This window comes from Psychrobacter sp. TWP2-1-2 (assembly GCF_049896785.1).
Classification (GTDB): Bacteria; Pseudomonadota; Gammaproteobacteria; order Pseudomonadales; family Moraxellaceae; genus Psychrobacter.
The window spans coordinates 157,557-174,467 of the sequence record NZ_JAFCVA010000007.1 but is presented as its reverse complement, the minus strand read 5'-3'; the positions used below and the strand labels follow the sequence as shown (position 1 = coordinate 174,467).

Annotated in this window: 11 protein-coding genes; 5 read left to right on the top strand and 6 right to left on the bottom strand. The window is 44.8% G+C overall.

Annotated features, from left to right (window positions below):
• Positions 1-68: 68 nt before the first annotated feature.
• From ACP7AE_RS08650 to ACP7AE_RS08625, 6 genes are all read right to left on the bottom strand, one after another.
• Entirely contained in the window at positions 69-1,352 is a 1,284-nt protein-coding gene (locus ACP7AE_RS08650) for an ABC transporter permease (RefSeq protein WP_426242552.1), read from the bottom strand.
• The gene (locus ACP7AE_RS08645; RefSeq protein ID WP_426242550.1) at positions 1,349-2,590 is read right to left on the bottom strand and encodes an efflux RND transporter periplasmic adaptor subunit; all 1,242 of its coding nucleotides are present in this window, start codon (positions 2,588-2,590) and stop codon (positions 1,349-1,351) included. The genes ACP7AE_RS08650 and ACP7AE_RS08645 overlap by 4 nt, the downstream gene beginning before the upstream one ends.
• Before the next feature lie 332 nt (positions 2,591-2,922).
• The gene (locus ACP7AE_RS08640) at positions 2,923-3,780 is read right to left on the bottom strand and encodes an ABC transporter ATP-binding protein (RefSeq protein ID WP_426242548.1); all 858 of its coding nucleotides are present in this window, start codon (positions 3,778-3,780) and stop codon (positions 2,923-2,925) included.
• Between the two features lie 15 nt (positions 3,781-3,795).
• Complete coding sequence (locus tag ACP7AE_RS08635; RefSeq protein WP_426242546.1) at positions 3,796-4,782, bottom strand: FecCD family ABC transporter permease; 987 nt, start codon at positions 4,780-4,782, stop codon at positions 3,796-3,798.
• Between the two features lie 47 nt (positions 4,783-4,829).
• Complete coding sequence (locus ACP7AE_RS08630; protein WP_426242544.1) at positions 4,830-5,687, bottom strand: heme/hemin ABC transporter substrate-binding protein; 858 nt, start codon at positions 5,685-5,687, stop codon at positions 4,830-4,832.
• 150 nt (positions 5,688-5,837) lie between these two features.
• Complete coding sequence (locus ACP7AE_RS08625) at positions 5,838-6,971, bottom strand: ChuX/HutX family heme-like substrate-binding protein (protein ID WP_426242542.1); 1,134 nt, start codon at positions 6,969-6,971, stop codon at positions 5,838-5,840.
• A gap of 476 nt (positions 6,972-7,447) precedes the next feature.
• Between ACP7AE_RS08625 and ACP7AE_RS08620 the strand changes: the two genes are divergently transcribed.
• The 5 genes from ACP7AE_RS08620 (at position 7,448) to ACP7AE_RS08600 (ending at position 16,891) form a co-directional block, all read left to right on the top strand.
• Positions 7,448-9,628, top strand: coding sequence for a TonB-dependent receptor plug domain-containing protein (locus ACP7AE_RS08620; RefSeq protein WP_426242540.1), 2,181 nt, complete (start codon positions 7,448-7,450; stop codon positions 9,626-9,628).
• Between the two features lie 102 nt (positions 9,629-9,730).
• On the top strand, positions 9,731-10,996 hold the full coding sequence (locus ACP7AE_RS08615; RefSeq protein ID WP_426242538.1) for an HmuY family protein: 1,266 nt from the start codon (positions 9,731-9,733) through the stop codon (positions 10,994-10,996).
• Positions 10,997-11,345: 349 nt separating this feature from the next.
• Positions 11,346-12,473: a siderophore-interacting protein gene (locus tag ACP7AE_RS08610; protein WP_426242536.1), complete on the top strand. Its 1,128-nt coding sequence runs from the start codon at positions 11,346-11,348 to the stop codon at positions 12,471-12,473.
• Between the two features lie 304 nt (positions 12,474-12,777).
• On the top strand, positions 12,778-15,066 hold the full coding sequence (locus tag ACP7AE_RS08605; RefSeq protein ID WP_201540348.1) for a TonB-dependent receptor: 2,289 nt from the start codon (positions 12,778-12,780) through the stop codon (positions 15,064-15,066).
• A gap of 112 nt (positions 15,067-15,178) precedes the next feature.
• The gene (locus tag ACP7AE_RS08600; RefSeq protein ID WP_201540347.1) at positions 15,179-16,891 is read left to right on the top strand and encodes a multidrug ABC transporter permease/ATP-binding protein; all 1,713 of its coding nucleotides are present in this window, start codon (positions 15,179-15,181) and stop codon (positions 16,889-16,891) included.
• Positions 16,892-16,911 lie beyond the last annotated feature (20 nt).

Genomic DNA, 16,911 nt, shown 5'->3' with positions numbered 1-16,911 from the left:
AAGGATTGGCAGAAACATCTTTAAAGTCACTGTTAAAGTCATTATTAAAAGTGTCGCTAGAATCATGATTAGACATAACGAATAGCCACCACTGGATCAAGTGCTGCTGCGCGCCGCGCTGGAATAGCGGCTGCTATCACACCAGTTAGCGTGGCTAACGACATAGTCACTAAGATCAGGTTTATCGATATGGGAATTGTAAATATGTCGGGCCCAAAAGTATTAAAAGACCAGACCAATACATAGCTGACACCACTACCGACAATCGAGCCTAACAAGCCAAATATAGCGCCTTGAATTAAGAATATTCGTAGGATTTGCTGACGAGTTGCACCCATGGCTCGTAAGATACCAATCTCGCGCGTACGCTGAACCACACTGACCGACAGCACACTGGCAATGCCAAAAGCCACCGAGATCGCCACAAAAACGACAATCATATTGCTAGATAAACTTTGAGCCGTGAGACCACTCAGCAGTTGGGCGTTGGTTTGAATCCAGCTTTCTGCTTGCAGTGAGGTCAAACGACCCACTTGTGCAGCGATTTCCTCCGCCTCAAAGATATCTTCAACCGTCAAATCAATGACTGTGATACCGCCCGGTAGGTTGAGTAATGACTGTGCTTGTTTTAAGTCTAGATAGACGTAGCGTGCATCAAGCTCTCGTACGCCGAGCTCAAATATACCAGCGATATTGACTACAGCGCTGTTGTTACTAAGGTTGCTACCAAGGTTGTTGCTCAGATTATTACTGGGAATACTATCGCCATCGTCTTGACCAGTATCTAAGCGCAGTTTACTACCGACCTCTACACCCAAATCTTTAGCCAGTTCACTACCAATCAATACATTATCTGCGCCCACTCGCAGCTCACCACTGATTAAGTATTCATCAAGTGGGATAATGTTCTGATAGCGCTCTAAATCAGTACCTACTAGTATCACCGACTCTAATGCTTCGCCACGCCGGACAAACCCAGGCCCAGACACGTTTGGCGATACGGCAGTTAACAAGGGCAGTTGATCTAGCGTGTCAGTGATTTGCTGCCAATTATTAATAGAACGTAGCCGCTGTGGACGCTTGTCTTCTTGTATCAGTTGCAGTGTATCCTCAGCAGACGGCGCTATTAGGTTGACTTCGTCTGACGCTACTAAGCGAATATGTGCCTGACTGCCGAGGGTGCTTTCAATAAGGTTGGTCTGTAATCCTTGGATGAGTGCGGTGATAAATATAATAACGGCAACACCTATCGCCACTCCCAGAGTAATCATCAACGACTGTACTCGTCCCTCGCGTAAAAAACTGATGGCAATGGTGGCATCAATCCATAGTCTACCGAAAAAAGCCGTCAATTGACTGTCTCCGCTGCTTGGCTCTTATCACTTATAGTCTTCATCTTGTCAGCATCAGGAGCGGCAAAAGGTGCTGCTTGAAGCGCAGTTCTAACTCGTGCGCCATCAGCCAGTGAGACTGTCGCATCAACCAATATCTCATCACCTGCGCTCAGTCCTGAGAGCACCTCTGATGCTGACAGCCCGCGTAACCCTAATTTCACTACTTGACGTTGTGTTTTACCATCACGCAATAATAATACTTCGGCGCTGTCTTCTTTAACATTGGCTAGTGCATCATTAGGAATGACTAAGGCTTTTGCGCGTTGATCCGTTTCGATATTCACTGATACCGTCATATCTTGACGCAAAAAATCAGGTACAGGATCGACGGACAATCTCACCTCTACCGTACCGCGTTGCGGATCTATACTTGGTGCAATGAAACTAATACGTACGGGGAACGGTTTATCCGGATAGGCATCAGCAATAGCGACAGCTGGTTGCTGCAAAGCCAATCGAGATAAATTACGTTCATCAAGCGGTACTCTTATTTCAGTTTTACCATCGAGGGCAATAGTAAACAAGCTCTGACCTGGCTGTACCAAATCGCCTATTTCTACATTTCGGGTTAGAATAGTGCCTGATACTTTGCTACGTACTTGCGCTTTATTGAGCTGAGCCTGCAATGCTGCGATACGAGCACGTAATAAATCTTCTTCAACACCACCAGAGGAGAGTGCATTCGCTCTCAGGCGTGCATTTTCAAGGTCATTGCGTGCTTGGGCTTGGGCTTGAATCGCTTGCTCCATTTCCTCATCAGAGATGGCCGAGATAGCAGCCAATTCGCGCCTACGCTCGACATTACGGTCAGCTTGCGCCAACGCTACTTCGGCATTGGTCAAGTCCACCATTGCTTGTGGACGAGTGCTACTAATCAATTCCGCCAACTCGGCTTCTGCTTGCCGCACTTGGGCTGCAACGTCATCGGAGCTTAGTACCAACAATAAATCTCCTGCAGCGACTTGTTCGCCTTCTGCTACCCGTCGCTCTAATACGACACCTGATATCTCGCTACCAATGTCAGTATTTGATACGGCAACGACCCGTCCAGTCGCTACGACCGTCTGCACCAAAGGCATCGAAGATATTCTATAGCTTGGTAATAGTGGGCCTTGCCACCAACGAAAGGCAAAAAAGCCCGCAACAATGATGAGCAGTAGTGCGCTAACAATCAGTTTATAAGGAATAGCGCGCAATGAGTTTCTCCCGTTCAGAACAAATACCTAGTGGTTTACAGTTTCTACTAAATCCGATCGTTATGCGAGTTTACTGCAACATTTTTTAGGTTTAAAATTATTTATTAACTGAAAATCATCCTGTTAGTATGGTTATATTTTGCATAGCTATATTAAAAATATTTGATTCACTATAATAGTTAAGATGTGAAAAAACCCTTAATGCTATTATTTATATAGCATGAAGGGTTTTTTACTGCCGAATAAATCAGTGCGATATATACAGATTAAAAAGCCAAGTTGATCATCAAATGCCTATCGTAAAGTCAAAATAATAACTCAAGTGCTCAGAATCATATAAACACCAAACCATCTTCAGTTTGATGCACCTTAATATCAACATCATAAACATCGCTTAATTGCGAGCGTGTCATCACTTCACTAGGCGTTCCTTGTGCAACAACTTGTCCACCGCTTAATAGCACCACTTCATCAGTATAGCGATGCGCATGGGTCAAATCATGCAACACAACCAAGATACTTTTGCGTTGATGTCGCACCAAATTATGCAAATAATGCAGTAAAAAACGCTGATGGCGAATATCAAGATGATTGGTCGGCTCATCAAACATCATGATTTTAGTGTCTTGCATCAGTGCACGCACGATAGCCAAGCGCTGCTTTTCACCGCCTGATAAGGTTTGCACGCGGGCACTGACCAAACTTGATAACTCAAAATCCTGTAGTAAACGTTGCGCGCGCTCAACATGATGGCTATTTGGGCGCTGATACCATGCAAGATTTGGCGAGACTCCTAACAGCGCATAATCCAATACCGTTAACGGCAGCTCAAAGCGCTCATGTTGTCCAACCCAAGCGATATGACCATCATTCATGACCTCGTTGATCGGCTGACCGTAAATCGTAATGTAACCATCCGTTTTAAGCGCGGTTCCTGTGTGTTGACCCAAAACCGTGTGCAGCAACGTGCTTTTACCCGCGCCATTTGGTCCGATAAAGGCGACCAGCTTTTGGCTTGGCACGGTTAATTTGTCTATCTTTAACAATTTTTTATGACCGTGCGAGATATGAATATCTTGCATCGACAACAGCTCGCCTGCATTACTACTCTTGATATTACTACTCTTGATATTGCTTTCTCGATTTGCTAGCGATGTCTTTGATGTAGCCGTAAAATACGAATGAAACATAAACACTCTCTCCAATTAACGGCGGCTACTACGCACAAACAGCCAAATAAAGAATGGACCGCCAAGCAACGCTAAAACGATGCCAACGGGCACATCCACTGGATAAGCAACATGCCGCGCAGCGCCATCAATGACGAGTAATAATATCGCCCCAAGCCAGCCAGACCAAATCATGAGACGCATACGTCCGCCGCCAAACAGAATAGCCAGCAGGTTTGGTACCATCATGCCAATAAAACCAATGACACCTGCTAAAGACACCGCTGCCCCTGTTAATAATGCCGAGGCAATCACGACCAAACAACGAACCACACCCACCTTGATACCCAAAGATTTAGCGGCTGCCTCACCAAGCATCAGTCCATCTAGCTGACGACCTAATGGCAATAAAATCGCTAAGCCTAAAACCATAGAAATAATTGAATATCGCAGCGGTACAAAGCCCGCTTCCGCCATACTGCCTGACAGCCAATTGGTAGCGGAGCGCAGCACCATGTCATCAGACATGAATAAAATTAGGCTGACCACCGCCGCACAAAAAGCACTAATGACAAATCCCAATATCAGCAAGCCCATCTGCCCACCACCCAAAAACCGATGACAAGCGAGAATAAATAAACAGACCAATACGCTTCCGGTAAACGCCGCAAGCGGTATCCCAATGCCACCAAACCCCAATGCCAGAACCAAAACAACACCAAGCGCTGCGCCACCTGACGTACCGATTAAACTTGGGTCAGCTAAAGGATTCTCAAATAAAGCCTGTAATGCTGCACCACTAACTGACAACACCATACCAACCAGTAATGCCGTCACCACACGCGGATAACGCAGCTGCCAAATAGTATCGTCAAGATGGCTAGGGCTTGACCATTCGCCAAAGCCAATACCAAGCGCCAACCAAATTAGCAGTAAAGATACGACAGCGGCAGCAATATAGTAGAGGCTAAGTTTGTGTTTTCCAGTTTGTATAGGGATAGAAGCAGAAATCGTATTTGCCATGTGAGATGTCATTTTGTTGAAGATAAGATAAAGTATTTTTGCTTAGGCTATTTTGCTACAGCGTTCAGCTTTTTTAAGACGTCAGGCGAATGCAAGCCGTAACGCAGAAAATCATCAGCTGGCCAAAAGTGTACGCCGCCCTTCTTGCCTGCGTCACTTGCTGCAATCTCTGGACGTTTACTAAATTTACTGACCCCGCCAACCACTGCCTGATTATGATCGGCAATAATAATCACATCGGGCTTGGCGGCCAGCCAGCCTTCACGGGACATAGGTTTTAGCCCTGATACGTTTGCAGCGTTAATCCCACCAGCTCGGCGAATCAACTCGTCGCCTACCGTGCCTTTACCTGCAACGATACGACCATCGTAACTTAATAAATAACGCTTACCCGTCTTTGCCATTGGACTCATCCCTGTATTCCAACGCTTCGCAAGCTGCGACCCTTCAGATTTTTTATCCACGTAACTGCCAATTGTTTTAATACTATTGGCAAAGGTATTTACTTCTTCTTTAGGCGCGACATTGATGGCTTTAACTTTTAAGCCGTTTAAGCGCTGATAAATGCTCACTGGCTGTACCATATAACTGCCGAGCACCAAATCTGGCTTGACCGCCAACACTGACTCGGCAGTGATATTACGATGCATACCCACGGCAGGTACATTCTTTAACGCTGGATTATGATTGGTTGCATCTTTACCGACCAATTTATCGGTCGCTCCTAGTGCCACTACGACGTCTGCAACATCGGGGCTCATTGCGACAATACGATCATAAGCTTGGGCAGAAAGTGAGGGCACGGCAAATGCGCCAATAATGGCAGCAGTGCTGATAGCACGACTCATCAATTTTTTATTTATCACTGCGTGAGTTATTACTGTTTTTGATAATGCAGAAGACATAAGCATTCCTAATTTGCTAACGTAAAAAATGACACTATTAACAGAACCATTAACGTGTATTAAGCATCCCAAATAACTCACACAACAGCTATGGCTTATCCGTTATGTTAGTGTCAATATCGCAAAATTTGCTGATTTTTTATGACGGGTTTACACGCTCTCTTCTTCAGCCATAACCACTGGTGCTAAGGCTTCTGCATATGGATGCGCTTCGATAACCGTCGAGACAATTTGCTGCCATGCTTCAAGCTCAGGCGTGCCTTCAATTCGCTGACCAAACACGCTAAAGATACTGATGCCGTGACCATCAAAACCTTCGATACAAGTCACGATACCGTCTTTGGTTGGACGCTTAACGCTCCATACTTGCGCCAATGCTGTGTCTTTTAAATGCAGCGTAAAGTCATTATGGTCTTTGTCTAAAATATTAAACCAATCCCCTATGCGCTTGAGAGTCTGTACGGTGCCTGTCTGAATCTGCACGAGTCCGCTATTACCAACAAATATCATGATTGGGCATTTGGCATCACGCGCTTGCGCAAATACCGCTTCGACAGCGCTAATATCAAGCTGCTGCGTCATCTGCTCTGGTGCTTGACGGTAGCTGCTAGCACGATCGATACCGAGACTTTTTAATAATGAGTGAAATTGATGCACGTCTGTCATTGACTGCCAGCCTTGTTGTAACTGCGCGCGCTCCTCTTCACTTAATGCCTTGTAACGCCAGTCATTTAGCGGCTCTTGTGCTTCTAATGTCAGCGTCTCCTTATTTACCGTTTGCAGCTGCTCCTGAATCATCGCTTGCCAACGGCTGATATTCTCATCACTCAACTCTCGTAGATACACTTTGTCGATAGCAGCACCTTGGGCGTTATAAAACTGAATACTATAAGATGGCTTATCGGCGCGGCTGGTATCCGTTACCGCCAGCATATGCTGCCATTGCCCCATAAAGAATCGCAAATCCAGACCACCAACATTGAGTGCCAAGCCCATTTTTTCGCCAAGCTTAAGATTATGATATGGCGCGGTTTTTTCATGCACTGCCAACTCGTTTCTGACAATGCTTTCCATGTCACCAAAGTTCTCAAATTGCTTTAATACAGCTTTGCACTGATCACCCATATACTGGCTATAAGGCGAAGCTAACATCAGTTCAAACTCGCTGATGCCTAGCGCAGCCGCTCCTTCTGTGGGAAATAACATCGGTGTTTTTGCTTTTAATGCTTGGTACTGTTGCCACAGCTCAGTATTTTTTTTGGTTAACGATAACGGTTGACTCATGATGGTCTCCATAAAATGAATAGCAGTAAAAAAGCCAATGATCTTGGCTATATAGTATTGAGATATGAATATCTTCAGAAAATAGCAGCGACGATGATGATTGATGTTTGATAAAACCAATGCCTGCTGTACTACAGTGCTTGCAAGGATGCAGCAAGAGTGTATTTACCAAGCAGACTTTTGGCAATTATCGCTTCTATTTCATCATTTATAATTCTGTCTTTAGGCTTCGGACGAAATCATTATGGCAACATTTTCTCACTTTGTAAATAATAATAATTATCATTTACATCTTGATAATTATTATCGTTTGAAATACTATGTCTGGACTTTGTTACTTAATCTAGTGAATCAAGTAACCAAACCTTTAATAATTAATACTATGAAACGGTCGCTTTAGATCGCTCTTTTTGTAGCAAAAGGTCTTTAAGCAACGCGACTTTCTTACTTTCTCTTTTACGATGGCTGTTTTATTTATGTCAATTTTAGCGTTTGATTTATCGTTGACTCATACGGGACTAGACACCCATCCCTCACTGCTGCGTCGTAGCCCATTAGCCATAAGTGTTGCATTAGCATTGTTTGCATTCACGTCAGTTTTAGCCCAAGCAGCGCCAATTTTCGCAGAGACGAATGGTGATATGACCGACGATGCAGCCATGCCGAGCACACGTTTAGACCCTATCGTGGTAACGGCAACTCGCTCTGAGCGCGCTTTAAGTGATGCGCCAGTTGTCCTGCAAGTACTTAGTCGCCAACAGCTTGATGACAACCATGCGCATACTTTAAAAGAAGCGCTGGCCTTGTTGCCCAATGTCTACTTACGTGAAGTCCACGGCAAGACAGGTTACGAAGTCAGCATGCAAGGCTTCACAGGTGATCAAGTATTAGTGTTGATTGACGGTTTGCCGATTACGGCAAGCACTGGCTCGACAGTAAACTTGAATCAATATATGAATATGGATATTGAGCAAATAGAAGTGGTGCAAGGAGCGGCATCAGCGCAGTTTGGTAGTGCAGCGATGGGCGGCGTCATTAATATCATAACCAAACCCATTGGCGCGGCGACAGGACATATCACCACCGAGATTGCCAGCAATGGGCAGCAAAATCCCTCTGGTAAAAAGCTAGATGCTAATAAGCGCTATGTAGAAGCCAGCGTGGAAGGGGCATTGGATAAGAACCAGCGCTTTCACGCGCGTCTATCAGGCTCGTATCTGGACAATGATGGTTTGAGCTTAGACCATGAAGCATGGCCCAGATTAAAAGATGCCAGCGAGCAATCACAAGTCAGCGCCCGCCTCAGCTACCGCCCTGACGGTAACGACACATCAGGTAATAACAATGACCGCAACGATAGCCGACTGGTCAAAAACTCTCAATATTGGCTAGAAGCCAGCCACTATAAAGAAGACGATATCAGCCGTTTTAATTATTATGTCGCGCCGCGCTATTTGGCACAGCAAAGAGATGAGCATATTACTAAGCAGCGCTTTAGTATCGGTGCACGCGCTGATATCGCGCCGCATGTCGATGATCGCAGCAGGACTTATCGATTGTCCGCTCAAGCGCTGCATGAGGAATATCAAAGTGCATCCAATACTAAAACACAGCAAGCCATCACTAGTGCCCGTGATACAGAGATTAGTACGACGTTGGCACAAGCCCAGATCGATCTACCTGAGCTATTGCTATCCGATAAGCACCTTCATCTTATCCAAGTCGGCGGTCAGGTTCAGCAAGACAAGTTAAGCCAAACGAAAAACCAAGTCAGCGAGCTTATCAGCGATGACGTCAGCCGTGATGTCGGTGAGCTGTATCTACAAGATGATTGGCTGATCGGCGATAACTGGGAAGTGTTGAGCGGTGTTCGCTATCAAAACGATGAAGACTTTGGTGGCCATACTGCACCAAAAGTGTCACTCAAATACAACCATTTGGATGCAAGCGGGCGCGACCATGTCTTTCGTAGCAGCATTGGCGGTGGTTATCGCGTGCCCAATCTAAAAGAACGATACTACGTCTTTGACCATAGCAATTTGGGTTATAAAGTCATGGGCAACCCCGACTTGCAGCCTGAAACCTCAACCAGTTACCAGATCGGCTATCAAGGTCAGCTGAGCGACACCATGAATTTAACGGTCAATGGTTTTTATAACGAGATAGATGACCTGATTCAGACCGATGAAGACAATGCGAGCTTTGAGGGAAATATCGCCATTTATAAATATATGAACGTCGATAGTGCCAAAACCTATGGCGGCGATATTGGCATTGATTGGCAAGTGGACGAGCGCGCCAAACTACAAGCCAGCTACGCTTACCTCAAGACGCATAACAATGTCACCGATACCGAGCTGACCTATAAGCCCAATCACAAAGCGATGCTGGCACTAGATTATCAGCTTAATGACAAATTACAGCTGATCCCGCGCCTCAATTATGAATCCAAACAGCTGATTAGTACCAGCGAGCAAGCATATTCACCGTCTTGGTGGACGCTCGATAGCAAGCTCAATTATGACGCCACTGCAAACTTGAGCTTGTATGCAGCGATTAATAATATCTTTGATGTGCAGCGTGATGTCACCGATACCAGTGACTACCGTCCCATTGATAATCGCGAGTGGTTACTTGGCGCCAGCTACCATTGGTAAGCTTTTGATTCACAATCATTCTAAAGCAAGTGTATTTGTACCGCTATTTTTACCCTTATTTTGTACCCTCTATCTGAAACCACAACCATCAAGGAAGCTGATATGACCCCCATTTCCCCAGCAGTTCACACCAAGCCGACCAAATTGGCATTACTGTTTAGTAGCAGTATTTTAGTATTCAGCATGACTGGCTGCGGTGGCGGCGGTGATGGTGCCAGTAGTGGCAGTAACGGTAATGGCGGCACTACCCCGCCTGTGAGCAGTGCTAGCTTTAGCGAAACGGCTACTTGGCAAGTCACCAATCTAGCGCCTAATACTGCGACCTGTTATGACTTTGATGCCAAAGCTGAAAGCTCGTGTGCTGAGGATAAGTGGGATATCAAGTTTGATAATCAAGCGCGTTCGGTCAAGCTTTGGTCAAATAGCGGTGATTCTGGTGCTGGCAAAGGTGGTGTTTTTGGTTTAATCGATTGGTCAGATTTGAGCCGTTATAGCAATGCAACTCAAGATCCTGATACCAGTCGTGATATTACCATGCACTACAATGAAGACCGTAGTGGTGGTATTTTTGATGCACAGCCTTGGTTTGAATACAATTTAAAAGACAACCATCAGCTTTACCCGAACAATCGTGTCTATCTTGTCACTACAGATAATAGCAGCGCCATTACAGACAGCAGCGTACAGCAGCCTATTTATGCCATGCAGATTACCAACTACTATAATAATGCTGGAACCTCTGGCTACCCTACTCTGCGCTGGATTGATACGGCGCTACCGAATAAGGTACAGACGAAAACCATCGATGCCTCAAACAATGATAACTGGGTCTATTTTGATCTAACCACAGGACAAAGTAGCACCGATAAAAACAGTACTTGGCAGATTGGTTTTAAGCGTAATAGCGTCATTTTAAATGGTGGCGATTCTGCGATTGGCACTAATAAAGGCAAAGTTGGTGGTTTCTTATCAAAAACACCAATAGGGTATTATGATGATAAAGGTGAGCCCATTGTCAGTAAGTTTATGACCGATGGTAGTGCGGCGACTTTAACCGACCTTACCAACACCGCTGTGTACGATAAACCGATGAGTGCCAGAAGCTGGGTCATTGATAGTAAAGGCTCAGATCTCAACCCTGCTTATACGGGTAATTTCCCAAACCTAGACTTTGGCTGGTATAACTACAATGGCATGACGCATCAACTAAATGCCAAACCAGTTGACAGCGCTCAAGGTGCGCTCATTAGATCTGCTGAAGGCAATAGCTATGCCCGAGTGCGTTTGGATAAAATCAATTACCCTGATAGCTCAGCGACGACTGCGACCTCATGGGAATTTAAAATAGACATTCAGCCTGCTCCTTAACACTCTACTGTTCGACTTTAGCTCGCCCAACCCTTTTTTGTAAGCTATCAAACCTTGCAAAAACGGGTTGGGCGATAACGTTTATATACAGTTTAAGAGTCACCACTGCCAATCATTACAAGAAAAATATTAGTCATTCGATAACACCTGTCCTTTTGCGATTATAAATAAATTAACGTATGGTATATTATCGTAATCAAAACCTAGATGACATTAATAATCATTAACATTTGAATGTTTTATGCTTATTAACTATTATATTTCCATCTTGCCCTTAATCAGCAGCCAATCATTTATTAATAAAAATTTTGCTGAATAATTATTTGAATTTTGGCTTGGACGACATTTTATGGCTCAACTACTTACTCAGTACGATTTCGATAAAACACCGCTCGACATGGCTGACAAAGCCCAGTTTATGAGTCATGTCAATGAAGAGCATCAAGATGAACTCGCGATGTTTATCAATGCCTTTACTACCACGGCAGTGAATGAGCACGAGATCGCCTCGATAACAGAGCTGTATACTGATGGGATACTAATGGATGTCACAACCGCCCATCATGACAACGACACCTTGACAAACAGCAGCAAGCTCAGCCGTCAATATTTTATCGATTTTACAGTTCCTATTAGTGACTCTATGACGCTACAAGAGCAATATATAACGCTATTGCAAACATCTGCCAATAAGCTTGGCAAGCGCACGATTAAGCTTCAAGAACAGCGTTTTACGGTCATTAATGGCTATTATGCCAGCCCCAATATGTATCGACTGCTGGTAACCGCACCCGATAGTACGCCACTCACTCATCCGGGCTACGCGTATTTGTTTGAGCTAGATGCGGACGGTCTATCTGCTACAAAACACCAGTCAAAAGATAGAAACAAACCTTTACAGCGCTACTATACCTTGCGAAAAGCATGGCGAGATTCGAGCAGCTCGTCCGTCCAAGCGTGGATAGACGTTTATACTCATGGCGATACGGCAGGAGGCAATTGGGCGCGCGCGCTTGACTGTGGCAGTCAAATCAAAACAGTACGTGAATATCCAGAGAAAATAGAACATCTCAGCACTGGTCAGTGCTTACTCATCTGTGATGAAACCTCCTTACCTACGGTGGCCAATCTATTGGAAAACTGGCAGAATCCATTGCCGCCCCTCGTCATTGCCATCACTAAGGATTCAGACGATATCCGTTATCTACATACCCTAACGCTCAGTAATCAACTACGCCATAATGCGCATTTTTTGCAAGATAATGTGTGCCAGCTGATGAATACCCCAACAACTGATATTACTGAACAAATAATGACATTATTAAATACACAATTTGCGCGACTGCCTGTCAAAATTGACAAAGTATGGGGCGCGCTGGAAGCAGCGGATATCAAATCATTACGACAGCAACTAAAAACAACCCTTGGGCTATCACGTCAGGATATGGTCATTAAAGTCTATTGGCGTGCGCAATAAGCATTATGTTTTTTATAAGTGGCATATCTCTGTAAACAGCAGACATTTAATAAATAGTAAGCATTTAGTAAATAATAGGTATTTAGACACTTACCAACCACTTGTTCTGACTTCTAAATTGAGCGATTAGCAATCGTTGCTGCTGGTATAGCGCGACTAATCAACTTTAGACGACTTACTACTTTGCCTAACAAAAACGTACACTTAACACGATAAAAATATATTGAGATTTAACCCAGTAATATATTGTAATGAAAATGATTATCATTATAATAAGCATTTAATCTATGTGCTGGAAATATTCATGCAACTGTCTCGCTTATACTCTGCTTTATTTCGCCCTACTCTATTGAATATGTCTCGCCATCCCTTGTCATTAAAATCACTGTGCTCATCTTGTCTGTCCACATCGGTAATACTACTGGGTGCAAGCCAAGTCGCGTGGGCACAAACAGATTTAAGTGCTGACGCTCAATCCGATACCCCAAGCGTGGTACTCGATGAGATTATCGTGACCAGTAGTGCTGATGCATCAGCCGATGGGTTGCCAGATGCCTATGAAGGTGGTCAAGTAGCGACAGGAAGCCGTGTCGGAATCTTGGGCAATCAAGACATCATGGACACGCCGTTCTCCACTACCTCATATACCAATGAGTATATCAGCAATCAACAAGCCCAGAGTGTGGGCGACCTGCTCAAAAAAGACCCGACTGTTCGTGTCGCTAGAGGCTTTGGCAACTTTCAAGAAGCGTACTTTATGCGCGGCTTTGTCACAACCTCTGATGACACCATGTATAACGGTCTATACGGCATATTGCCAAGGCAGTATATCGCAACGGAATTGTTCGAGCGTGTTGAGGTTCAGCGCGGGGCATCCGCCATGCTCAATGGCGCAGCACCCAGTGGTGGTAACGCCGGTGGTACGATTAACCTGCTGCCCAAACGAGCTGGTAATGACCCGCTACGTAAGGTGACACTCGGTTATGGTCAGGGCGATCAAGGCAAAGTTGCCGTAGACGTCAGTGATCGCTTTGGTACTGATGATGCGTTTGGCGTTCGCTTTAATGCTGCTTATCAAGATGGCGACAGCGCGATTGATGATGAATCTTCAACACTGGGTCTGGCAGCGTTAGGATTAGACTACAGAGGCGATCAGTATCGACTATCAGCTGATTTGGGCTGGCAAGACAACAAACTCAAAGAGACCCGTCCTAGTGTCACACTTGCTGGTGTTTCTAGAGTACCAAAAGCACCAGACGGCTCAAAGAATTGGGCGCAGCCTTGGACGTATTCAGATGAAGAAGATGTCTTTGGTACCATTCGAGGAGAATATGATTTTACTGATAATATTACCGCTTATGGTGCTTACGGTGTGCGAAGTGGTGAGGAAGAAAACTCACTGGCCAATCTAACCGTCAACGATGTTGATGGTGCAGGTACGTTTTATCGCTTTGATAATTCTAGAAAAGATTTGGTACAAAGTGCTGAGCTCGGTCTGCGTGGTAAATGGCAAACAGGTGAAGTGGCTCATAATTGGGTACTAGCAGCGGATCTCTATGACCAAGAAGAAAAAGGCGCGTTCGCCTATGATTTTGGTAATCAACCCGTGACCAATTTGTACCATCCCACCGACTACGCTGAGGTCCCTTTTACAAGCACAGCAATCTTCGGTGGTAACTTAGACGATCCGAAGCTAACCAACGAGAAGCAATTCCAAAGCTTTGCGCTAGCCGATACCATATCACTGTTCGATGACAAACTAAAAACCACTTTAGGCGTGCGTCATCAGAATTTAAAAACCACCAGCTATGATCCTAACACTCAGGCTAAAACGGCTGATTACGATAAAAGCGAGTGGACACCAAGCGTTGGAATTGTCTATCAACCAAGCATGGACTGGTCTGTTTATGGTAACTATATCGAAAGCCTAGCGCCAGGCGCAAGGGCACCTCTGACTAATAATGGTGGTGCTGTCACCAATGGTGGTCAAAATTTAGACCCTTATGTGAGTGAGCAAACTGAGGTTGGCGTTAAGTATGATAACGGTCTGATTGGCAGTAGTTTGGCGGTATTCCGCACCGATGAGCCGCGTGCTTATATCAATGACTCAAATACATTTACCGCTGCTGGAGAAAATCGCCATCAAGGGGTGGAATTGACTGTATTTGGTAGCCCAAGCGAAAACATGCGCTTCAATGCTGGTGTTACTTACTTAAAGGCTGAGCAAAAAGACACGGGCGATGTGACGTTCGACGGCAACCGAGTCATCGGACTGCCCACGCTACAAAGCAACGTCAACCTAGAATATGATATTGCGGCAATTGAAGGAATGACGGTGACCGGCGATATCATTCACACAGGCGCACGTTATGCCAATGCTGCCAACAGCTTAAAAGTTGACGGTTATACCACGCTAGATCTAGGTGCTCGCTACAAAACCATGCTCGCTGGACAAGACGTGACGCTAAAAGGCGTGGTTACTAACGTGACAGGAGAGGACTATTGGCAATCAGTGGGTGGTTATGCGGGTGCTGGGTATTTAAATGCTGGTGAGCCTACTGCCCTAAAAGTATCAGCGACTTTCGACTTTTAAGACATGCAGATTAAACCACGTTTATAAGACTTAAATAAAAGGGATTAGGCACAACCTACTCCCTTTTATGTTATCAAAAATACGCAAAAAACCATTCTATTATTGAGCCATTATGTCCTCTCACGCCACCGTTTCTTTATATCAGATGATTTGGGCACACTATCGCCTGCCCTTTCTTAAAGTTATTTTCCTTAATTTGGTGAATGCGGCGGTCAGTGTGGGCATCATTGCCTATATCAATCACACCTTTATCAGTCAGCCTGTTTTTAATACCTTATCGTGGGCGAGCTTGGGTCAATTTTCAGCTTTGGTGGTGCTGCTGTTAGTCACGACCTTCGTATCACAATATGCACTGACTCGTTTGGGGCATCAGTTCGTCTACGAGCTTAGAACCAAGCTGGTCAAACAAATCATCGACACCAAAGTTCCACAAATAGACCATTTGGGTAGCGCACGGTTACTCGCCAGCCTCTCATCAGATATTCAATCAATTACCGTCGCCTTTGTGCGTATGCCAGAGCTGGTGCAAGGCGTTATTTTATCGGTTGGTGTCGCCCTTTATTTAGGCTGGTTGTCGCTGCCATTATTATTGATTGTCATGTTTTGGATTGCGATGACGATTTGGATAAGCACCATTTTAGTGAAGCATGTCTATACTCATTTAAGAGATCTCAGAGAGATCAATGATCGTTTATATGAGGACTATCAATCCATTATAGATGGTCGCAAAGAGCTGGCGCTTAATCAACACCGCGCTGAAAATCTCTATAAAAATGATTTCTTAAATCATGCCAAGTCTTATCAAAATCGAGTGATTAAATCGGATACATATCATTTATCCGCCGTGAATTGGTCGAACATTATGATGTTCGCAGCGATTGGTGTGGTGTTTGCCGTGTCAAATTATCTTGCTATTCCAATGGGTATTGCCACCACTTTCTCCTTAACCATTCTATTCATGCAATCACCCATCCTCCATGCCGTCGGCGCATACCCGACCTTACAAACGGCACAAGTGGCGCTGGATAAAATACAATCGTTGGAATTGGCGGAGTACCAACCAACCTTTACCACGGATATTGTGGTCAACAACTGGCAGTCCATATCATTCAATGATATTGGCTATCGTTATGCAAGTATTGATACCGATGCAAACGAGGTAGTGGTTAAAGAAAATGAGCATGCTAGCGATATCCTAAAATCGGTTAATCTCACCTTAAAACGTGGCGATGTGGTGTTTTTAATCGGGGCGAATGGTAGCGGCAAGTCTACGCTTGCAAAGATTATTACAGGCATTTTCACCCCTAGCATCGGTGCTGTAAAAATAGACAGCCAGCTCGTTGATTCACAGAATAATGCTGATTATCGACAGCTTTTTTCTGCCATTTTTAGCGATCAGCATCTCTTTAAACAGCTGATTGGTAGAGAGGGACAGCAACCCGATGAAGCGCTCGTAAATACATGGCTGCATAAATTGAACTTACAAGATAAAGTCAGCGTGACTAATAACCAATTATCGACAGACAAGCTATCACAAGGACAACGCAAGCGCTTGGCCATGCTCATTGCCGTGGCTGAACAAAAAGACATACTGCTACTCGATGAATGGGCGGCTGACCAAGATCCTGCCTTTCGCCGCGTGTTTTATCAAACACTGATACCTGAACTCAAAGCCTTGGGTAAAACGCTGTTTATCATCAGTCATGATGACGGCTATTTTGAACATGCAGATCGATTATTACTGATGAAAGAAGGCAGACTCATTGAGTTAAATGCTGAAGAACGGCAACGTGCTAGTGCCGATGCCATTGCTATGTTGGCGTAAATACTGGCTTAGTAAAAAGT

What these genes read in the sequence shown, in the direction of transcription:
- ACP7AE_RS08640 (WP_426242548.1), bottom strand. Translation starts at nt 3,780, where the DNA reads ATGTTTCATTCGTATTTTACGGCTACATCAAAGACATCGCTAGCAAAT.
- ACP7AE_RS08635 (WP_426242546.1), bottom strand. Translation starts at nt 4,782, where the DNA reads ATGGCAAATACGATTTCTGCTTCTATCCCTATACAAACTGGAAAACAC.
- ACP7AE_RS08630 (WP_426242544.1), bottom strand. Translation starts at nt 5,687, where the DNA reads ATGTCTTCTGCATTATCAAAAACAGTAATAACTCACGCAGTGATAAAT.
- ACP7AE_RS08625 (WP_426242542.1), bottom strand. Translation starts at nt 6,971, where the DNA reads ATGAGTCAACCGTTATCGTTAACCAAAAAAAATACTGAGCTGTGGCAA.
- ACP7AE_RS08620 (WP_426242540.1), top strand. Translation starts at nt 7,448, where the DNA reads ATGTCAATTTTAGCGTTTGATTTATCGTTGACTCATACGGGACTAGAC.
- ACP7AE_RS08615 (WP_426242538.1), top strand. Translation starts at nt 9,731, where the DNA reads ATGACCCCCATTTCCCCAGCAGTTCACACCAAGCCGACCAAATTGGCA.
- ACP7AE_RS08610 (WP_426242536.1), top strand. Translation starts at nt 11,346, where the DNA reads ATGGCTCAACTACTTACTCAGTACGATTTCGATAAAACACCGCTCGAC.
- ACP7AE_RS08605 (WP_201540348.1), top strand. Translation starts at nt 12,778, where the DNA reads ATGCAACTGTCTCGCTTATACTCTGCTTTATTTCGCCCTACTCTATTG.
- ACP7AE_RS08600 (WP_201540347.1), top strand. Translation starts at nt 15,179, where the DNA reads ATGTCCTCTCACGCCACCGTTTCTTTATATCAGATGATTTGGGCACAC.